The 20,093-nt window shown below is 54.5% G+C and carries 13 protein-coding genes; 1 reads left to right on the plus strand and 12 read right to left on the minus strand.

Going from position 1 to position 20,093, the window contains the following annotated elements; all coding sequences use genetic code 11:
- Positions 1-560 precede the first annotated feature (560 nt).
- From Q4491_RS20860 to Q4491_RS20915, 12 genes are all read right to left on the minus strand, one after another.
- Positions 561-869, minus strand: coding sequence for a hypothetical protein (locus tag Q4491_RS20860; RefSeq protein WP_303460596.1), 309 nt, complete (start codon positions 867-869; stop codon positions 561-563).
- Between the two features lie 513 nt (positions 870-1,382).
- Entirely contained in the window at positions 1,383-5,924 is a 4,542-nt protein-coding gene (locus Q4491_RS20865; protein WP_303460599.1) for an NPCBM/NEW2 domain-containing protein, read from the minus strand.
- Positions 5,925-6,123: 199 nt separating this feature from the next.
- A complete protein-coding gene (locus tag Q4491_RS20870; RefSeq protein WP_303460617.1) occupies positions 6,124-7,620 on the minus strand; it encodes a CoA-acylating methylmalonate-semialdehyde dehydrogenase in 1,497 nt (498 codons plus the stop codon).
- A gap of 2 nt (positions 7,621-7,622) precedes the next feature.
- Entirely contained in the window at positions 7,623-8,783 is a 1,161-nt protein-coding gene (locus Q4491_RS20875; RefSeq protein WP_303460601.1) for an iron-containing alcohol dehydrogenase, read from the minus strand.
- Positions 8,784-8,984: 201 nt separating this feature from the next.
- Positions 8,985-10,481 carry an FGGY-family carbohydrate kinase gene (locus Q4491_RS20880; RefSeq protein ID WP_303460603.1) on the minus strand — a complete coding sequence of 499 codons (1,497 nt, stop codon included), beginning with the start codon at positions 10,479-10,481 and terminating at the stop codon, positions 8,985-8,987.
- A 33-nt stretch (positions 10,482-10,514) separates the two neighbouring features.
- Positions 10,515-11,354 carry a class I fructose-bisphosphate aldolase gene (locus Q4491_RS20885; protein ID WP_027251177.1) on the minus strand — a complete coding sequence of 280 codons (840 nt, stop codon included), beginning with the start codon at positions 11,352-11,354 and terminating at the stop codon, positions 10,515-10,517.
- Positions 11,341-13,092 (minus strand): glycerol-3-phosphate dehydrogenase/oxidase, encoded by a 1,752-nt coding sequence (locus Q4491_RS20890; RefSeq protein ID WP_303460607.1) that lies wholly within the window; start codon positions 13,090-13,092, stop codon positions 11,341-11,343. The genes Q4491_RS20885 and Q4491_RS20890 overlap by 14 nt, the downstream gene beginning before the upstream one ends.
- 41 nt (positions 13,093-13,133) lie before the next feature.
- Entirely contained in the window at positions 13,134-14,120 is a 987-nt protein-coding gene (locus Q4491_RS20895) for an aldo/keto reductase (RefSeq protein WP_303460610.1), read from the minus strand.
- 35 nt (positions 14,121-14,155) lie between these two features.
- A complete protein-coding gene (locus tag Q4491_RS20900) occupies positions 14,156-15,115 on the minus strand; it encodes a sugar-binding transcriptional regulator (protein WP_303460612.1) in 960 nt (319 codons plus the stop codon).
- Positions 15,116-15,128: 13 nt separating this feature from the next.
- Positions 15,129-16,148 carry an ABC transporter permease gene (locus Q4491_RS20905; protein WP_027251180.1) on the minus strand — a complete coding sequence of 340 codons (1,020 nt, stop codon included), beginning with the start codon at positions 16,146-16,148 and terminating at the stop codon, positions 15,129-15,131.
- 17 nt (positions 16,149-16,165) lie between these two features.
- Complete coding sequence (locus Q4491_RS20910; protein ID WP_218386782.1) at positions 16,166-17,701, minus strand: sugar ABC transporter ATP-binding protein; 1,536 nt, start codon at positions 17,699-17,701, stop codon at positions 16,166-16,168.
- 64 nt (positions 17,702-17,765) lie between these two features.
- Positions 17,766-18,821 (minus strand): substrate-binding domain-containing protein, encoded by a 1,056-nt coding sequence (locus Q4491_RS20915; RefSeq protein ID WP_225445010.1) that lies wholly within the window; start codon positions 18,819-18,821, stop codon positions 17,766-17,768.
- A gap of 522 nt (positions 18,822-19,343) precedes the next feature.
- Here Q4491_RS20915 and Q4491_RS20920 point away from each other — a divergent pair.
- Complete coding sequence (locus tag Q4491_RS20920; RefSeq protein WP_218386853.1) at positions 19,344-19,958, plus strand: LysE family translocator; 615 nt, start codon at positions 19,344-19,346, stop codon at positions 19,956-19,958.
- The last annotated feature ends 135 nt before the right edge of the window (positions 19,959-20,093 follow it).

The following is a 20,093-nucleotide window of genomic DNA, read 5'->3' on the forward strand; positions in this document are numbered from 1 at the left end:
AAGAGAGACTCCGAATACATTAGCGCAAACCACTCCCGTTAAAATTGTAGTTGCAAAAACGGGGCGGACCATACATTGGGCCAGCAAAGAGTGTCTGGCGCGCATCAATAAATGCTGAGATTGCCACTAAACCCAAGCGCGACATACCCGCACAATCTTTAGAAATGCACTCGCTGTCTGGATTCCCGCCTGCGCGGGAATGACGGTTTATTGCATTTACGGCATATAAAGGAATCACTCCCCCAGGGAAAAATTCAGGACGAATTTTCAGGTTGTCGGCGCCGGGAGCGCCTACAACCGCCCCGGACAACACCAACGAAAAAGCAGGCATTTCTGGACACGCTTTGGGCCAGCAAAGAGTGTCTGGCGCGCATCCGTCAATGGTGAGATTGCCACTAAACGTAAGCGCGACATACCTACACAATCTTTAGAAATGCACTCGCTTTCTGGATTCCCGCCTGCGCGGAAATGACAGCTTTTTGCATTTACGGCATCAAAAGAAATCACTCCCCCAGGGAAAAATTCAGGACGAATTTTTAGGTTGTCGGCGCCGGGAGCGCCTACAACCAGCCCGGACCACACCAACGAACAAGCAGGCATTTCTGGGCACTCTTTGGGCCAACAAAGAGTGTCTGGCGCGCATCCGTAAATGGTGAGATTGCCACTGAACCCAAGCGCGACATACCCGCACAATCTTTAGAAATGCACTCGCTGTCTGGATTTCCGCCTGCGCGGAAATGACGGATTTTTGCATTCACAGCATCAAAAGGAATCACGCCCCAAGGGAAAAATTCAGGACGAATTTTTAGGTTGTCGGCGCCGGGAGCGCCTACAACCGGCCCGTACAACACCAGAGAACAAACAGGCATTTCTGGGCACTCTTTGGGCCAGCAAAGAGTGTCTGGCGCGCATTCGCAAATGGTGAGATTGCCACCGAACCCAAGCGCGACATACCTGCAAAATCTTTAGAAATGCACTCGCTGTCTGGATTCCCGCCTGCGCGGGAATGACGGATTTTTGCATTCACAGCATCAAAAGGAATCACGCCCCCAGGGAAAAATTCAGGACGAATTTTTAGGTTGTCGGCGCCGGGAGCGCCTACAACCGCCCCGGACAACACCAACGAACAAACAGGCATTTCTGGGCACTCTTTGTGCCAGCAAAGAGTGTCTGGCGCGCATCCGAAAATGCTGAGATTGCCACTACACCCAAGCGCGACATACCCGCACAATCTTTAGAAATACACTCGCTGTCTGGATTCCCGCCTGCGCGGGAATGACGGATTGTTGCATTTACGGCAAATAAAAAATGCCCGGACAGGCACTGCACTGTCCGGGCAAAACGGGCGATCAGCCACCAGTCCACCTCCCCAAAGTAAAGCGCTAGTTCGCGTACCTCAACCGCGCATCAGCCCAATTCGCATGGTCATAGCCATTGCCATCACCCGCGGTGCCGACGACCAATTTCAGCTCAGTGACATTGGACGGGATCGGCAGATTGACAGTGACCGGTCCCTGGCTGCCGGTCAGCGTGACGCTCTGATAAGCCAGACTGCCGTTCAGCCAGACTTCGAATACCACGCTGCCGTTATTGCCCACCTCATCATCCACACCAATCACTGCCTGGAACTGGTCATATTCACCGGCAATCAGGGTATAAGTGATGCTTGAATCCGCATGCACCCCCAGTCCTTTGCTGTAGACCGCACCGCCGATGGTGATCGGCGTACCGTCGTTGGCCTGGTCTTCACCGTTGCTGGTGTCTTTTTCCAGCGGCCCCCAGCCGTTGATCACAGTGCCGGTTTCGGTCATGTCGCTGAGATAGCTGTACTGACTCTGCCCGGAAGACTGCAGCAGTTTGGCATCGCCCCAGCTGGCATGGTCACTGCCAACGCCGTTACCGGCACCTGTCACCACCAGCTTCAGCTCATAGTTATCCGGGCTCAGGTTGATGGAGACATACTGGGCGGTGTCTGAACCGGTCAGCGTGCCGCTCTGATAACTCAGTACGCCATCAACCCAGACTTCAAACACTACGCTGCCGCTGCCACCGACTTCATCATCGACCCCGACGAAGGCGCGGAACTGGGTATAGTCACCATTGCTGATGTCATACACCACTTCAGATTCGGCATGCACACCCAAACCTTTCTGATACTGGGTGCCACCAATTGAGATGGTGCCGCCGTCATCCGATGCGGCTTCGCCATTACTGGCGTCTTTTTCAAACGGCCCCCAACCATTGCTGGATGACACTTCTGCCATATCACTCAGGTACACCACTGTGGCTTCTGCCGGTGGCTCAGGCACTACGATCTCCGGCCCTTCGTACTCAATCTGCTCCAGATAAGCGACCAGCGCTGCCCGTTCGCTGGCACTGCTAACGCTGTGCTGGGAACCGGTTTGCAGCACATCATTGAGCGTCGCGGCCTGTCCGTTATGGAAATACGGTGGCGTTGACCAGACGCCAACCAGGGTCGGCGTATCAAAGCCAACGCCACCAAGCGGATTACCGCTGCCCTGACCGGACGAGGCCTGAATGGTGCCGACATCATGGCGTTGATTATCGGTATAGAAATCCCCGCTGTGACAGGTGTCGCAGCCTTTTTGGGTAAACAGCGTCTTACCTGTCGATGCGGCCGCGGTCAGACTGCCGTCCTGATTGCGGTACGGGCTGCGTGGATACGTATTCAGACTGCTGACGTAAAACGCCAGATTGTCGAGATCGACACTGTAGCCTGCTTTGTTCGCGCCCAGTGGGTCCGAGGTCAGCGCAAAGATCGCATCATCGAGAAAACCCACGCCCTGAAACGCCAGACGAATATCGTTTTCAAAATCATGAATTTCATCGAAGTTGGCTGTCCAGTGAACCCGGCCATTCCCCATGCCGACTCGGCCGAGCAATGAAATGGTATTGCGCAGCCCTTCACCGCGGTCGGTAAAGTCCCAGACACGGTTATCACTGTCGCCGTCTGTATGGCAGCCGGCACACGAGATATAGCCATCCCTGGTCATGCGCGCATCGCTGGCGTTGTAGAAAATCTGCTTACCGGCCAGAACGCGCGGATGCATGGTTTCATTTGCCACCAGTGAAATATCCGCCAGCTTGGCAATGGCCTCGCCCTGATTTTCAAACGGCGACAGGTCATGAACAGAAACAGTGCGCGACAGGAAGTTATGCACGAACAACAAGTTACCGACTTTCACCAAACCTCGCGGGGCTTTACCTGAATCTGCAATTTCACTGGCCCGCTCACGGGAATAGGCATCACGCACCTCGACGCTGTTTTGCCCTTCCAGCGCAATGTAGACATAATCGCCCAGCTCGCTGAACACCAGCGCTTTGGGTTGTGCCCTGTCGTCCATGTCCATTTGCAGGCTGGGGACTTCTGCCAGTGTGTTGAGGTTGATCTGCGAGGTAATGGCACGCAGGGTGGTTTCAAAGGTCAGCGCCTGGTTTGGATCCCCCTCATTGTATTCACCGCGATCCACATTCGCTTTGATTGCCGGTACCCATGCCGACTGGCCGTCCGGCGAGATAGTAACCGCATTGAGATAATTCGGTATCCCGCGGCTCCTGTCTTCGCCATCCACAGTGGTGGTGTCTTTCTGCAGATTGACCACAGAGTCCACTGACATCGAACCGATATGCACAGCAACAACTTCAGCGTGCGACTGAGGTGAGATAAAACGTGTGACCAGTGCGGTGGCCGAATCGCTGTCGACGGCGATGCCCCTGGCGCTCTGGCCCACACTGACCGTGCCGGTAATCGTACGGTTTGACGGATTGATTTTGACCACTTCGCCGGTTGCCTGCAAAGTGACCAGCGCGGCACTGCCGTCCGGTGTAAACACCACACCATGCGGCTGGCTGGCGCGCGGCAGATCGATGGTATGCAGTACGCTGCCGGTGGCAGACAAGACTTTGATGTTGTCGCTGTCCTGATTCGCCACCCAGAGGTTGCCATCAGGGGCAATCGCCAGGGTGCGGGGTTTCTCGCCGACCTGGGTTTCCCACACTTTACCAAACGGCGAGACCTGGCTGATCGCCGAGACGGTGCCGTTATCCTCATTGACCGCGTACACCCGGTTGGCATCTTTCACTATGGTGCTGGCCGTCGTGGGCGTGTTCAGCGTCAATGGGTTGTACACGGTATGCTGCTGCGTTTTGCTTGTGGTCAGTGAGCCCGATTCTCGTACAGTCACAATGGCATTCCAGTGATTTGGCGAGCTGTAAGTGTGACTGACCGAGCCATTGCTGGAAAATGCGGTTGGCGGTGTGCCGTCACCAAAGTCCCAGGAATACTCCAGATTACCGCCCAGCAAAGGAGAAGCCGAGGCTGAGAAGGAAATGGGCGTACCCAGCGTAACCTGAGCCGTGCTGCCAAGTGTAATATCATGACCCACCACAGAGCCGGTGGAGAAACGGTAACTGGTCGCAGGCAGCGGGTTACCGGCAAAATCTTCAATGCCATCTACTTCAACCACATAAATGCTGTCGGCATCTAACTGGCTATCCGGTGTGAAGTTGGCAAACCCTAAGTTCACACTGTAAGTCCCGCTGATCGGGGTACTGCTGCCCAGCTTGGTCACGGTAAAGGTATTGCTGTTGACCGACTCCATCAGCAGGCTGTCGGAAAAGACAATCCCGACCCGGGACGAACGGGGTTGCAGCGTTGAATCGATTGCCGGACTACTGTGAACAATCGCCGGAGGCGTATTGTCTGGCCCGGCCTGATGGGCGATTAAACCGCTGCCGGTGCCGTGATCATTGCCGACCCAGACCATATTGCCGAACGGGAACACCTGACCATGGTCGGTATCGCCGCCTGCGGCATTGAGCGAGCCGCTGCCTGATAGCTGTATGTTGCTGATATTGCTGACATCCAAGACTGAGATATCGTCCTGGTTGCCGAGAAACAGCTTATGATCCTGCACGTTACAGTACAGATTCTGAAACCCGGACAGCTGATCGTGCACCAGTGTCATCGGCGTTGTTGTTGTATCGTAAATTCTCAGCTTGTCCGCGGTAGAGCGGGCGCCGAAGAAGGCATATTTACCGTCCCAGCACGAGGCATAATATTTCTCCGGCAGGGAGCTGAGGGTTTTCTCCAGCGTCGGGGTTTCCGGATCATCCAGGTTCAGAATAGAAAAACCGGCGGTGGTTTCCATACTCGACAGGAACATCTTGTTGCCCACCACAAAGACCGGACCGATATTGAAACCGCCCAGTTGCGAGGTTGGAATGGTTTTCACTATCGAAGGGTTACTGACGTTGCTGGTATCTACTATGGTTAACCCGGCATTACCGCGGGCCACATACAAATAAGGTGCCTGCCAGAACAGCTGCCAGGACACGTTATTATAATCCCCGAAGTTCACTCCTGAGATGGGCAGTTTGGAGACCTGAACAGGATTATTGACATCAGACCAATCCCAGATTTCAATCCCTTTCCCTGTCTGGATGGCAATCAGATTACCTTCGCTCAGACCAAAAGAATGCGGCTCACGAAATTCCGCGGTACGCAGCCCGTTACCGGTACGGTGCTGATTACTGGTATCGGGTTCATAGACCGTCTTGACCAAAGACAGGTTGGTCGGGTCTGAGGCGTCCAGCGCAATCCAGCCACCGGGGCCGCCGCCGCTGTCAGGGGCAAAAATACCCACCATGTAACCATTGAGCATGGTCATGACATTCACGCCATAATGTTTTCTGCCGGGGTAATCCGGCGGCAGAAATCCGGTGGTGTCATCCACCAGCGGGTAAGACACCTGAGTGAAAGTTTCGCCTGTACTGTAGTTGAGATTACCCAGCCCCGGCCCCTGTGCCGCCATTACTGACGCACTGAGTCCGAGCGAGGCAAGCATGCCCAGCACAGGTCGTATGCCGGGGTAGCGGTTAGATCGCTTCCGTATTGCAGCCATGAAAGATCTCCATGATTTATTGTATCACTAGCGCAGAATTGAACTGCATGGGGCCTGTTCAGAGACCGCCCCTCAACCTCGGTTAGTGAGTAGGGTTGATTTATCGTGATTACTGCAAAACTTCGCCAACTGAGTCGCGGCGGAAAGCCGCTTATTATTGAGGCGGCTTCCTGCATTGGGAAGCCGCTCTTTTGAGGTGTTATTTCATGGTCGGCATGACAAAGTCAGCCTGTTGCTGCTGGTTTTTTGGCCAGCGGGTGGTGATGGTTTTCATGCGGGTAAAGAAACGCACACCATCGCTGCCGTGCATGTGCAGCGGCCCGAACAGGGAACGTTTCCAGCCACCAAAAGAATGGAAAGCCATAGGCACTGGAATCGGCACGTTCACCCCGACCATCCCCACTTCCACTTTGTCGCTGAACCGGCGTGCCGCTTCACCGTCTGCAGTGAAAATCGCCGTACCGTTCCCGAATTCATGTTCATTGATCAGCGTCAGGGCTTCATCCAGCGACTGGGCGCGCAGCATTGACAGGACAGGCCCGAAAATTTCTTCGCGGTAAATCGTCATCTCAGGGGTGACATGGTCAAACAAAGTGCCGCCGACGTAATAGCCGTTTTCAAAGCCGGGAACCTGGTAATCGCGACCATCCACCAGCAGCGTGGCCCCTTCGGCTTCCCCGGCGTCGATGTAGCTGCTGACACGCTTCATGTGATCGTCAGTGATCAGCGGCCCCATTTCGTTCTCAACCGACTGGCCATAGCCCGGCCCGACCCGTAACTCACGAATCCGGGCTGTGAGTTTCTCTGCCAGCTTATCGGCCACTTCGTCACCAATGGCAACCGCGACAGAAATCGCCATGCAGCGTTCTCCGGCCGCACCAAAGGCGGCGCCCATCAGCGCATTAACCGCCTGATCCAAATCCGCATCCGGCATCACCACCATATGGTTTTTCGCACCGCCCAGTGCCTGCACCCGTTTGCCGTGTGCCGAGCCCTGTGAATAGATGTATTCCGCAATCGGTGTCGAGCCGACAAAACTGACTGCTTTGACTCTGGCATCGCTCAGCAGCACATCCACCGATTCCTTATCGCCCTGCACGACATTAAACACCCCTGGCGGCAATCCTGCCTGGGTCAGCAATTCCGCCAGTCTCAGTGCCGCGGACGGGTTTTTCTCTGACGGTTTCAGCACAAAGGTATTGCCGGTTGCCAGTGCAATCGGGAACATCCACATGGGCACCATGACCGGGAAATTAAAGGGGGTGATCCCCGCGCACACGCCCAAAGGCATCAGCATGGAATGCGAGTCCACATCTGTGCCCACATTGCGGCTGTGTTCGCCTTTTTGCAGATGGGGAATGCCGCAGGCAAATTCGACCACTTCCAGCCCGCGGGTCAGTTCGCCTAACGCATCACTGTGTACTTTTCCGTGCTCGCGGCTGATCAGTGTTGCCAGCTCGTCCATGTTCTGTTCCAGCAAGGCTTTGAAGCGAAACAGGATGCGCGAGCGATTAAGCGGTGTCATTTGCGCCCAGGCCGGCCATGCCGCTTCCGCGCTGGCGATTGCCTGCTCGGTATCCGCCACGCTGGACAGACCAACCTGATCGATCACTTTACCGGTGGCCGGATCCGTGACCGGCAGATTGCGATCTGAGGTCACTGGCACTAATTCACTGTTGATGTAATTTCCAATCATCATTAACTCCATACCTTTTTATACAGTTCAATCACTTCATTCTTGCTCGGAATGCGCGGATTATTATTCGGTGAGCCCGATGCCAGCGCCTGCTCCGCCATGGTGTCCAGCAGCTCATGATACTGGTGCCGGTCAATCCCGAAATCCGACATGGCCGGCACCTGCAGATCGGCGTTAAGCTGAGTCAGCTCAGACATCAGACGCTGCACGGCTTCTTCCTCACTGACGATGTCATCAGCCAGCCCCATCGCGCGGGCGCAGTCGGCATAACGCGTCAGACTGGCCGGAATGGAAAACTCGGTAATCGCAGGTAATAACATGGCATTGCTCATGCCATGCGGGACATGGAAATGGGCGCCAATCGGACGGCTCATGCCGTGCACCAGTGCGACAGACGCGTTGGAGAAAGCGATACCGGCCAGTGTGGCTCCCAGCATCAGCTTCTCTTTCGCATCATGATTGCCAGGGGTGTTCACCGCTTCGCGAAGATTCGGGGCTATCAAACGCATGGCTGACAGCGCCTGCTGATCGGAAAACACCCCGGCTTTGGCGCTGACATAAGCTTCAATGGCGTGTGTCAGCGCATCAATCCCGGTATCGGCAGCGATACGGGCCGGCACCGACAGGGTCAGCTCATAGTCGATGATCGCCGCCTGGGGGATCAGTCCCGGCCCCATGCACAGCATTTTCTCGTCTGTGTCCTGATCGGTGATGATGGTCACCCGGGTAACTTCCGATCCCGTGCCTGCCGTGGTCGGAATGGCAATCACGGGCAAGATGGCTTCTGTCACCACATGCGGTACTTTGTAGTCACGCATCTGACCGCCGTGCTGTGCCAGCAAACCAATGGCTTTTGCACTGTCGATGGCACTCCCGCCGCCCAGCGCAATCAGGCAGTCAAACTGGCCTGTCACCACCTGATCAACCGCCGGCAGGATAGAGGCCTCAGTCGGCTCCGGCTCGGTATCCAGAAAGACACCGCACTCCAACCCTACCGCCGCCAGTGCGATTTCAACCCGGCGTACATAACCCAGCTCAGACATCACTCGGTCGCTGATAATCAATGGCTGACGGCAAGACAGCAGTTTCAGCATGTCTGCCACTTTATCCAGCGCGCCAGCCCCGATTTCCATCAGGCCGGGCATTACAATTCGTTGTGTCATCCCTTTCATCCTTTCCACCTTTTAATCATCTTAATAATATAGAGCACATACCGATAAAAATGAGACAAAAAATATCAAAATAAATCAATTTTGAGAGGGTGAGCAAAGTCGGTGAACATCAGGATCGGCAAAGCCGTTCCGGTAGCACAGCCACCGAAACAGCAAAGTTAACCCATTGATATTAAGTGAATTATCTGAGAGTCATGACATCAGCCCTTTCAAGGCGTTCGACACCGCCAGGTAGCGTTGGTAGCGCTGATGAAGAATGGCTTGCTGCTGTGGCCTGGGCGTAAGAGGCGTATTGAGCTTGGCCATAGCGGCTACCGCCTGCTGCAGAGCCGGGAAACAGCCTGCACCGGTTGCGGCAGCCATCGCCGCCCCTCTGGCACCGGCTTCGGTGCAGTCGGAGGTCTGAATCTCGACATCCAGCACATCCGCAAACAACTGGCTCCAGACCGGGCTTTTGGCGGCTCCGCCGCTGAGAACCGCAGTGTCGATATGCTGACCCGCCAGCCTGAGCTGACCAACATGTTCTAAATGCCCAAAGACAATGCCTTCATAAACGGCATAGAGTAAGTCCGATTTTTTATGCCATCCGGCCAGCCCGAAAAAATTCCCCTGCACCGGCTGATTATCACAGCCGCCGTAGAGGTAAGGGTGAAACAGCGGCAGATCGTCACTGATCACAGTGTCGGCCACCATGGCATTAAGTTGCTGAAAAAGATCGACATTGTGGGTTTGGGCTTGCTGTTTTTCTTGTTTGAAAAATTCACAGATGAACCATTCGAGGTTCGAGGCCGAGGTCGCACTCGACTCCACCGCCAGATAACGCTGGCCGGGAAAATGGCAGGCCATAAAGACATCCCTGCCCGGTAAGGTGTCCGTCACCACCTGATTAATGCTCCAGGAACCGGCAATCACAGAGGCCGCCTGACTTTGCCAGACCCCTGAGCCGATAGCGCAGGCCACAATATCAAAACAGCCACTGACCACAGGTGTGCCTTCGCTCAGTCCGGTTAACGCCGCCGCTTCCCTGCTGACCCGGCCCATAACATCCTGACATTCCCTGATGTCGGGAATCGCCTGCTGCATCTCTGGAATAGCTAATGCAGTAAGTAAAGCGGCCGACGCCTCTCCTGCTGAAAAATCGTATAAACCCGATGCACTGAGATCCCCGTACTCGGTCGATATCTCGCCGGTCAGGCAAAAATTCAGGTAATCCTTACAGAACAGGACGCTGCCGATGCTCTGGTATGTCTCCGGGTGATACTGTTTGAGCCAGCAAAGCAGTGTGGCCGATTGCGCCGGCCAGACACCCTGACGGTTGAGCTCCTGAATCAACTCATAGTCGGGCTGATTTTTTATCGTCTGCACCAGATCACTGGCGCGGCAATCGAGCGATTTGATCGCCAGCAGGGGCATCGCCTCGTGATCCAGCAAATACAGCCCGTTACCATGACCGCTGCACCCGACAGCTACCACCTGTCCGGACTGCACGGCCCATTCTTCCAGTAAGCGACGTATCAGGACCGCGCACTGACTCCACAGCGCTGCCATATCGCACTGAGCAAAACCCGGTGCAGGAAAATGCGTCGCCACTTTGTCACCCAGCGCACCGATTTCGCGGCCCTGTAAATCAAAGAGCGCCACTTTTATTCCCGTGTTTCCGCAGTCTATACCCAGTACGTATGGTGTCATTGCTTGCTTCCTTTTCTTGCTGACAGTGAAAAATTACTGCTGATAAATGGCCAGTGCATCAGACACGCTGGCGTTGTTGTGGATCATCGCCATGAAGGCCTGCACGATGCGGCTCGGGTTAGGGTGCTGGTAAATATTCCGGCCATACACCATGCCCAATGCGCCCTGATCCAGCAGTTGACGCGCCTTGCTGAAGACCACTTCGACATCTTCTTTTCCGCCGCCGCGAACCAGCACAGGACAACGCGCCGCTTCGACCACACGGTGGAATTCCGACGCATCAGCCGTTGGATCGGCTTTGATGATGTCTGCCCCCATTTCGCGGGCCAGACGCACCAGAGTCACTATCTTTTCCGCATCACCGTCTACTGCATAGGCTTTACCCGAACTGGCCGGCTGCATCACCAGCGGCTCTATCATCAGCGGCATACCGTATTTGTCGCAGTCGTTTTTCACTTTGCTGATATTCACCACACACTGGCGGAACAGATCCGGCTCATCAGGCAGCATAAACAGGTTAACCACCACGCAAGCCGCGTCCATCTGCAGCGCCTGCAGTACCGGCTCCTGATCATTTTGCATCACAGCCCACATATGACGGTGGCGAATCGTGTTGTACGGATTACCCATATCCAGCCGCATCACCAGAGCCGGTTTGTCTTTGCCGTCAACGTTTTGCAGCAGGTCGCTCTGACCATAATTCATCTGAATCGCGTCCGGTCTGGCTTCCACCAGCTGGCTGACCACAGAGTCCATGTTTTCCAGGCCATCGAGAAAAGACGGCTCGTTACACACCCCGTGATCCAGTGCCACGTCCAGACAGCGGCCGTTGTTAAACAGCCGGTTCATCCTTACTTTCTTACTGATATACATAGTTTCCTCCTGAAAAAGATGTGGTCCAGATTTGCTCAACCTGCTCAGTGCTGACGGCCAGACCATGATGTAGCTGCAACTGACGACAACTTTCTGCCAGATCCTGTTTCGTTTGCTGTTCATTCCAGCCCAGCGTCGCGGCCACCAGCTCAGTCACCTCAGCCAGCACCTGATTGTCTATCTGTCCTTGAATCGCCACCGAAGTGCGGCGCTGCAGCACATCCAGCGTGCGGCACACAGCCTCGTGTTCAATCAAATACATCAGCTCGCGCCTGGTGTACGCCGGCAGGCTGGTCAGCACCGTATCCTCACCGGCGCTCAGGTATGCCATCACCGCCAGGCACTGAGTGCCGTAACGTTGCAGCAGCATCTCCGCTCTGGCTTCGCTCAGGGCATATTTGACATGGGCTGCTTTAGTAAAGGCTTTGCGTTCGATATCTGTCACAGGGAAATCCCTGCCGCCGCCTATGGGCCGGTCGGCGGTCGAGATCCGGCGGGTGTGCGCCATATCCGATAAGATCTGATCGGCCACTTCTTCCCCGAAGGCGCGGAATGTCGTCCATTTGCCACCGATCAGAGAATAAAGGCGAACCTGACCGTCTTCCGTGCTGTCCACCCGCAGAGCATGACTGCGCGGGATCTGCCCTGTGGTCGAGGTTTTCACCGACGGCAACGGGCGTACGCCGCTGAACTGATACACTATGTCTTCCCGCTCAATCACCAGTGCCGGAAACACGGCTTTCAGTGAGTCGAGCATGTAATCAATTTCTTCACCGGTACAGGTCACGGCATCCAGATCTGCCACCGGAATGTCTGTCGAGCCGATCAGTACGTTGCCGTAGTAGGGAAACAGAATGCATACCCGCCCTTCCGGGTTCTCGTAAAACACCATGTGCCCGTCCAGCTCGGCCAGTAACTCAGGGTGGCGGACAATAATGTGCGAGCCTTTGGTGCCCTGCAGATAGCCCGAGGCCAGTCCCAGACGATCATTGGTCTGATCGACCCAGGCCCCGGTGGCATTGACCAGTTTGTCTGCGCTGATCGTGCTGGTTTCCCCCGTCAGGGTGTCACGCAGGGTAAAACGCTGACCGTCCCGTGCCAGCAGCTCGGTATAGTTACAGGCCAGACTGCTGCTTTGCTCGCCCGTGTCGCTCAGCACCTCCATTGCCAGACGCTCAGGGGCACTGATCCAGGCATCGTAATAATCGGCGCTGCAGGCGACGGCAGAGTCAAACTGTGGCCAGCGTGCTGCCGTTTCAGACTGCGAAAAGAAACGGTGTTTCGGCAGACGCTGATCGCGACGGGTGAAAAAGTCGTAAAACCACAGCCCCAGTTTAATCACCAGCGCCCCCCGGCGACTGGGTTTATCCATCAGTCCGGTGAAGTTAAACAACGCGTAAAACAGCCCGGACCAGCGAGAAAAGATCGGTATCGTGGTAACCAGCGGCTGCACATAATGCGGCGCATTGACCAGCAGGCGGTTACGCTCTGCCAGTGATTCCCTGACCAGGGCAAACTCGCCGTTTTCAAGATACCGCAAGCCACCGTGAATCATCCGCGACAGGGCGGCGCTGGCTTTACTGCAGAAATCTTCTTTCTCCACCAGCAAGACTTTCACCCCCTGCAAAGACAACTCCCGGTACACACTGATACCGTTAATACCGCCACCGACTATCACTACATCGAAATGCGCATCCTGGGGTAATCGTTCCCGCCTTTGTGTTCCATCGCCTGCCATACTGCTCCCCTTATCGATTCTTATTGTGGGTGGGAATCACATCAGTCAGTCTGTAACTGGCTGAGCGACTGAGCCACCAGCGTGCTGATGGTATCCACATCCACAGCAGCCAGATTTACCTCTCCGGCCCGCGCATTCTCAGCCGCCTGGGTCGGATTACGGGCGCCGCACAAGGCATAGGTAATACCCGGCTGTGACAGCGTCCAGGCAATGACCAGCTGCGCAACCGAGATGCCATAATCGTTAGCCAGCGGCGTGACCAACTGGCAGAACTGCTGCACTATCTGACGGTTTGGCTGAGAAAATAACGGATTCGACAACCGCTGATCGTCGCCGTCAAACCTACGGTCGGCGGAGATTTTTCCGCTCAGCAGACCAAGTGCCAGCGAGGAATAACTCAGGCAGGACATCCCGGTGGCGCGGGTATGAGACAACAGACTCTGCTCAAGCTCACGTTCTATCATGTTGTACTTTTCCTGCACCGCATCGACAGTGCCGAACTGCTGATAGTGCTTCAGGACTTCCAGGCTGATATTGCTGACGCCAATCGCGCGGATCTTGCCCTGTTGTTTCAGCTCCATCAGGGTCGCCATGGTTTCTTCAATCGGTGTGGTCGGGTCCTGCCAGTGGGTGATGTAGAGATCGATATAATCTGTCCCCAGACGACGCAGACTCTGTTCCAGTTCGTACTGAATAGCATCGCGGCCAAGATAACGGTGTACCGGTTTGCCTTCTTCATCGAAGAAATGATTGCCTTTCTGAGTGTGCCAGACCAGGCCGCATTTGGTGGCCAGCACCACTTTATCGCGCTGGCCCTTGATGGCTTTACCAACCAGTTCTTCCGAGCGGCCCAGCCCGTATGCCGGGGCCGTGTCAATCAGCGAGACACCGCAAGTGATCGATTCCTGAATCGCGGCAACGGCCTCCTTTTCATTGGTGCCGCCCCACATCCAGCCACCCATGGCCCAGGTGCCCAGGCCAATCACCGAGGCATCAATACCTGAAAAACCTAACTGTCTTTTGTTCATGGTCATCCCTCTCAAGTTAACAATTCTTCTGTGTTTCAATATGCATCGAGCACACCCTGTGCGGTCGATTCATCAGTGATCAGTGTATTGAGAAAACCGCCGCGCAGCGCAGCAGCAATCGGCATCACTTTTTCAGCCCCGGCTGCGACGCCGATACTGACCGGGATCTGGCGCATTTCCGCCAGCGACAGGCCGACCAGCTTGTTGTTCAGCGCCGGAATGCAGGCCGAGCCGGACTGGTCATACAGATGCGCAAAGACTTCCCCTTTGCACTGGCTCTCTGCCACCAGGGCTTTTTCACCGTTGATCCAGTGACGCAGGTCAAAATAGCTTTCATCGCCTTTCGCCACCGCGCCGATGCCCGCCAGCGCAATGTCGGCGTGCCGGGCCATATCCAGCACTTCCTTGGTGGCCCGCATGTTGATCAGCATGTCACGGTCCGATTGCGTATCTGCAAACAAGGGCGCATGAAGCTGCATCGAGCGACCTCCCAGCTTTTCCGCCAGCGCCGAGGCCAGGTAGTTCACATCGGTAAAATGCGTGCCCTGCACCCCGCCGGTGGCCGGCACTACAGTCACCTTCATGCCTTTAACCGGCTTCATCACGTCGACGATGGTGGCCAGTGCCTTGCCGCCGCTGATGCAGATGACATCATTCTTACGCAGGGTGTCCTGTAAAAATTCCGCCGCCACTTCCGCTATCTGCGTAAACCCAACGACAGGATCATCGGCATAGGACGGACAAAGTACCGCTTTAGGCAGACCCGTACGTGCCATCAGCTGCTTTTCCAGCTCCATTACCCCCATGTGCGGAATATTGAGGATAATTTCGACCAGCCCCTCTTCCCGCGCCTGACGGATAATGCGGTTCACCTTGGCCGGTGACAGATCCAGGCTTTTCGAGATCTCCGCCTGGCTGCGATTCTCTTTGTAATGCGAGAACAGCACCTTGCTCACCAGACGGGAGACATCCAGGCTTTTCGTTGTGGATTGCATAGGTTCAGCCCTCTCAGGATTTGGCTTTCGACTTCTGGTGCAAATGGTGATCCGCCGCCACAGCCGCCAGCAGGATCAGTCCTTTAATGAACTCCTGCCAGTACACAGACACATCGAGCAGAATCAGTGAACTGGACACCACACTCAGCAGCGCTATCCCCAGAATCGCTCCGAAGATGGTGCCTTCGCCGCCTTTGAGGCTCGCTCCGCCGATCACCGCTGCTGCAATAATGTTCAGCTCCAGCCCGACCCCGAAGTTGGGCGTTGCCGCACCGAATTTCGACATATAGATGATCCCGGCCAGACCGCAGAGCGCGGAGGACAAGACGGTGACGTACAGCTTCACCTTGTTGGTGTTGACGCCCGAGTACTGCGCGGCTTTCTCGTTACTGCCGGTGTAGAAAATCTTGCGGAAGGCTTTGGCATTTCGCAGCAGGAAGTCGCTGATAATGATCACCACAAAGAAAATGATGATAGAGAACGGCACTCCGAACAGGGTTCCCTGACCGACAAACTTAAATTCAGGCGGCAGAGTGAACAGCGAAATGGGCGTGCCCTGAGTGATGATCATGCTGGCACCCCGCGCCAGCCCCATAAAGGCCAGAGTGACAATAAAGTGGTGCAGGCCCAGCCGCGTGACGCACAGCCCCATCAGCCAGCCGATGAAACCACTGAAACCAATGGAGGCCAGGCTGGCCAGCCAGGGGTTCATGCCCAGCATGAAGAGCTTGGCGGCGAACACCATGGCCAGACACATCACCGCGCCGACCGACAGGTCAATCCCGCCGACAATCAACAGCATAGTCATGCCGACTACCACAATGCCTTCGGTGGAAAACGACAGCAGCATGGCTTTCATATTGGCCCAGGTCAGAAAATACGGTGAGGCAAAGCTCATGCCGATAAACATCGCCACTATGATGAGGATCAGCGTGAATTCCCGCATCTGACTGACGCGCACCAGCGCATCACGGAAGGAACGTTTTTTACCGGTAACCGAAGTGCCGGGTGTAGATACATGTTCAATAGTCATTATTATGTTCTCCTGCATTACGCCTGTACGGCTGCCTGCGTCAGTTCCGCGGAACCGGACGCAAGGTGCATGATATTCTGCTCAGTAATGTGATCCCCGGTCAGCAGCCCCATCTGACGCGACTCGCGCATCACCATGACTCTGTCACTCAGGCCGATGACTTCCGGTAATTCTGAAGAGATGACAATGATGCCGACACCTGTGTTTGCCAGATCGCGGATCAGTTTGTGAATTTCAGATTTTGCCCCCACGTCAATGCCCCGGGTTGGCTCATCAAGAATGATGAGCTTAGGGTTCACCGACAGGATTTTGGCCAGGGCGACTTTCTGCTGGTTGCCCCCGCTGAGCGACGACACCTTATGATGCAGGCTGCCGCTTTTCAGGTTCAGTCTGTCGGTCAGGGTCTGGGTTTGATCAAATTCCTTGTCTTTGCTGATCAGACCGTGCTCAGACACCAGTTCCAGCTTGAGCGCAGAGACGTTGACAGCAATGGATAAATCCAGAAACAGGCCTTCTTCTTTACGGTCTTCCGAGAGATAGACAATGCCTTTGTCTATCGCATCGCGATAACAGTTAATGGTGATCGGCTGGCCGTTGAATCTCAGCTTGCCGCGCTGTTTGGTGTGCAGGCCGCACAGGCCCTTGACCATTTCAGAACGCCCGGCACCAATCAGACCGGCGACGCCAAAGATTTCGCCCTGGTACACCTTAAAATCAATGTCGTTAAATCTGTGGCCGTCTGACAGGCCTTCAACGTCGAGGATCACCGGATTATTCTCGACCTGACCCTGGCATTTCGGCGGATACAGGTTGGCAATTTCACGCCCGACCAGGCTCTGAACAATCGCCTGCGGTGTGGTGTCCTCTATCCGTTTGGTATGTATGTAATGACCGTCGCGGAACACGCTGACCCGGTCGCACTGCTCAAAAATCTCCGCCATGCGGTGACTGATATAAATAATGCTGATCCCCTGTGCTTTCAGCGTCTGCATAATGGCAAACAGGATGTCGGTTTCCTGATCCGTCAGCGCCGCTGTCGGCTCATCCAGGATCAGAATTTTGCAGTCCAGCACCAGAGCTTTGGCAATTTCCACCAGTTGCTGATTAGAGATAGTCAGATCAGACACTTTCTGTCTTGGGTCTATATCGGCCAGCTGGCTGACCACCTCGTAGGCTTCGCGATATAAGGTTTTGTAATCCACCAGCCAGCCATCCGAGCTGTTGATTTTCGCCATCATGATGTTTTCAGCCACTGACACATCAGAGCAGAGTGCGATTTCCTGATGAACAAACCCGATGCCCAGCTTCTGTGCTTCTAACGGACTGCTGACCACCACTTTTTCGCCATTGATAAACATTTCCCCGCTGTCCGGCTGGTGTATGCCGTCGATGATTTTCATCAGCGTAGACTTGCCGGCACCGTTTTCACCGGCGATGGCATGCACTTCACCGGGCAGTAAATCGAAGCGGATATTATTCAGCGCGGTTGTCGAACCAAAGGTTTTGGTCACATTTCGGATCTCAAGCACTGGCGTTGTGTTGGACGTTTCCACCGTCTCTCCTCCATGAGTATGCTGAGGGAAGAGGCCCGGATACCGGGCCTCAGCAGGGTAGGATTTACTCGTTGATACCTTTAGTGCCGCGTTTCGACAGGTACTTATCCCAGTAGAAATCATCAGCATTGGCTTTGGTGACGATAGAGAAACCGTTATCGACGAACGGCACGCTCATTGGGTTATACCCGGCACGGTCATGATCGTTCATCGGATCGATCAGGCCGGGATGCGCCGCCATATACAGCAGCATCATGCCCATGTAGCCCTGCATACCCTGGTTCGGGTTCACCGCACCGAAGATTTCACCTTGCTTGATCATGTCGAGGATCTTGGCGTTCACGTCGGCATTGAACACACGGATTTTTCCGCCCAGCTCTTTGGCTGCCTGTGCTGCGCCCATGGCAGAGGTTGCTTCAGGCATAAAGACAGCGCCCAGGTTCGGGTGCGCCTGTGCCATAGTCATCAGAGAGTTATAGGCTTTGGTGGCATCGGTATTACTGGCCGCACGCGAGACCAGCTTCATGTCAGGCCATTTTGATTTCATGCGCGCAATAAAAGCACTCACGCGTCGGTCGTGGTTATCCTGGCCCGGGTTCTCCAGCACCGCGTACTCACCTTTACCGCCCATGTCTTCCGCCACGGCATCGGCGGCGAACTTACCTTCCTGATAGTTATCAGAGGTAATAAAGGACACCCGCTTACTGTTAGGTGAATCCGCTGCAAAGGTCACAACAGGAATACCCATTTCTGCCGCCCGGTTAATGGGTTCAATAAAGGGATCCGGGTTCATGGGGTGCAGCAAGATTCCGGCCGGTTTCTTCGCCAGTATCTGCTCAAATGACGCGAGCTGTTTATTCACATCGTATTCCGGCGTGCCGGTATAGACAGTTTTACAGCCCATTGAACGTGCTGCTTCCTTCATCATTTCATAGACAGGGAACCAGTACTCCACACCGGACACCATCACGTTCATGTAATAGGTTTCACCCGGCTTACACTTGAACGCCGTTGGCGCTTTGGTTTCAGCCATAGCTGGTGAGGTAGCGGACAGAATGGACAGTGCAACAGTGGCGGTAACCATCTGAAGCGATTTCTTCATGACACGTAACTTGCTCATCCCACTCTCCTTTGTTTGGGGGATTACGAACTTTCAACCTACTGCCACCAGCTTGTGATACCGCGACCAAGCTTCAGATTGAGAAATAAACCAGTGAATGAAATATTTTTGCTCTCCGTGAAAGATGTTTACTGGATGTTAAAGATATTTCATTTGAGTTAAATTTATGCACAAAATACGACCGCGTCAAATTAAATTGATATCAAAAGTCTCATTTTGACCCAACAATCGCGATTACTGTCCAGCTCTTCTATGGCAAGAACGATTTATGATAGCGAGCATTTAATCGCTAACAGGCTGATAACCAGTCAATTTATTAACAATACTCACAATAAAAACAGTCAGGCCTGCGCTGATCCACGACAAAAAAATGAGAGTACTAAAGCGTGAAGCGCCTCACTGTTTATTTTCATTCCGCCGGGTCTTCAACCCAAAAATCATGTCACAAAACACTACCATCGCCTCAGCGAACTGATTACACTGACAATCTGTTTTGTTAACACATATGTCAGGATGTATATGTTGGATTTCACCTTACTAAGCGCATTTATCCCTACTTTTTTCTTTGTTTCTATTACACCCGGTATGTGTATGACACTCGCTATGACACTGGGGATGAGCATTGGTGTTAAACGCGCACTCTGGATGATGGTGGGTGAATTGCTTGGTGTGGCTCTGGTCGCCATTGCAGCTGTGATGGGGGTTGCCACAGTTATGCTGAACTATCCTCAGCTTTTTAGTGCCCTTAAATGGGTTGGCGGTGCTTACCTGTTCTGGCTGGGCATCAACATGTGGCGTAACCGGGGCAAAATGTCGCTGAACCTGGAAACGCCTACGGTGACACAGCGCGGACAGCTTATATCTCAGGGGTTCATCACAGCTATTGCCAACCCTAAAGGGTGGGCCTTTATGATCTCTCTGCTGCCACCTTTCATTAACATTGACATGCCGATGGCACCTCAAATGGCAGGTTTGCTGGCTGTCATTCTGATGACAGAGTTCGTGGCCTTACTGGTTTACGCCAACGGCGGCAAGAGCCTGCGGCTGTTCCTGACCAAAGGGGACAACCTGCGTTATCTCAACCGCATTGCCGGCACGTTAATGATGGGGGTGGGTGTCTGGCTGGCGCTGGGCTGAACCAGATAACAAATGGAAATCGTCAAAATGATGCCGGCATTTGTTCGGCATTTTTTATGGTTCATCTCGGATCTCCGGGGAAGACTGATCGTATTTTCAGAAAGAAATAACCAGTATCTCGATAGCCATAAGCCA

The organism is Photobacterium sp. 2_MG-2023, from assembly GCF_030547675.1.
Classification (GTDB): Bacteria; Pseudomonadota; Gammaproteobacteria; order Enterobacterales; family Vibrionaceae; genus Photobacterium; species Photobacterium arenosum.

Coding starts and splice junctions, on each gene's coding strand:
- Q4491_RS20880 (WP_303460603.1), bottom strand. CDS start 10,481: ATGACACCATACGTACTGGGTATAGACTGCGGAAACACGGGAATAAAA.
- Q4491_RS20870 (WP_303460617.1), bottom strand. CDS start 7,620: ATGATTGGAAATTACATCAACAGTGAATTAGTGCCAGTGACCTCAGAT.
- Q4491_RS20865 (WP_303460599.1), bottom strand. CDS start 5,924: ATGGCTGCAATACGGAAGCGATCTAACCGCTACCCCGGCATACGACCT.
- Q4491_RS20885 (WP_027251177.1), bottom strand. CDS start 11,354: ATGTATATCAGTAAGAAAGTAAGGATGAACCGGCTGTTTAACAACGGC.
- Q4491_RS20895 (WP_303460610.1), bottom strand. CDS start 14,120: ATGAACAAAAGACAGTTAGGTTTTTCAGGTATTGATGCCTCGGTGATT.
- Q4491_RS20905 (WP_027251180.1), bottom strand. CDS start 16,148: ATGACTATTGAACATGTATCTACACCCGGCACTTCGGTTACCGGTAAA.
- Q4491_RS20860 (WP_303460596.1), bottom strand. CDS start 869: ATGCCTGTTTGTTCTCTGGTGTTGTACGGGCCGGTTGTAGGCGCTCCC.
- Q4491_RS20875 (WP_303460601.1), bottom strand. CDS start 8,783: ATGACACAACGAATTGTAATGCCCGGCCTGATGGAAATCGGGGCTGGC.
- Q4491_RS20890 (WP_303460607.1), bottom strand. CDS start 13,092: ATGGCAGGCGATGGAACACAAAGGCGGGAACGATTACCCCAGGATGCG.
- Q4491_RS20915 (WP_225445010.1), bottom strand. CDS start 18,821: ATGAGCAAGTTACGTGTCATGAAGAAATCGCTTCAGATGGTTACCGCC.
- Q4491_RS20900 (WP_303460612.1), bottom strand. CDS start 15,115: ATGCAATCCACAACGAAAAGCCTGGATGTCTCCCGTCTGGTGAGCAAG.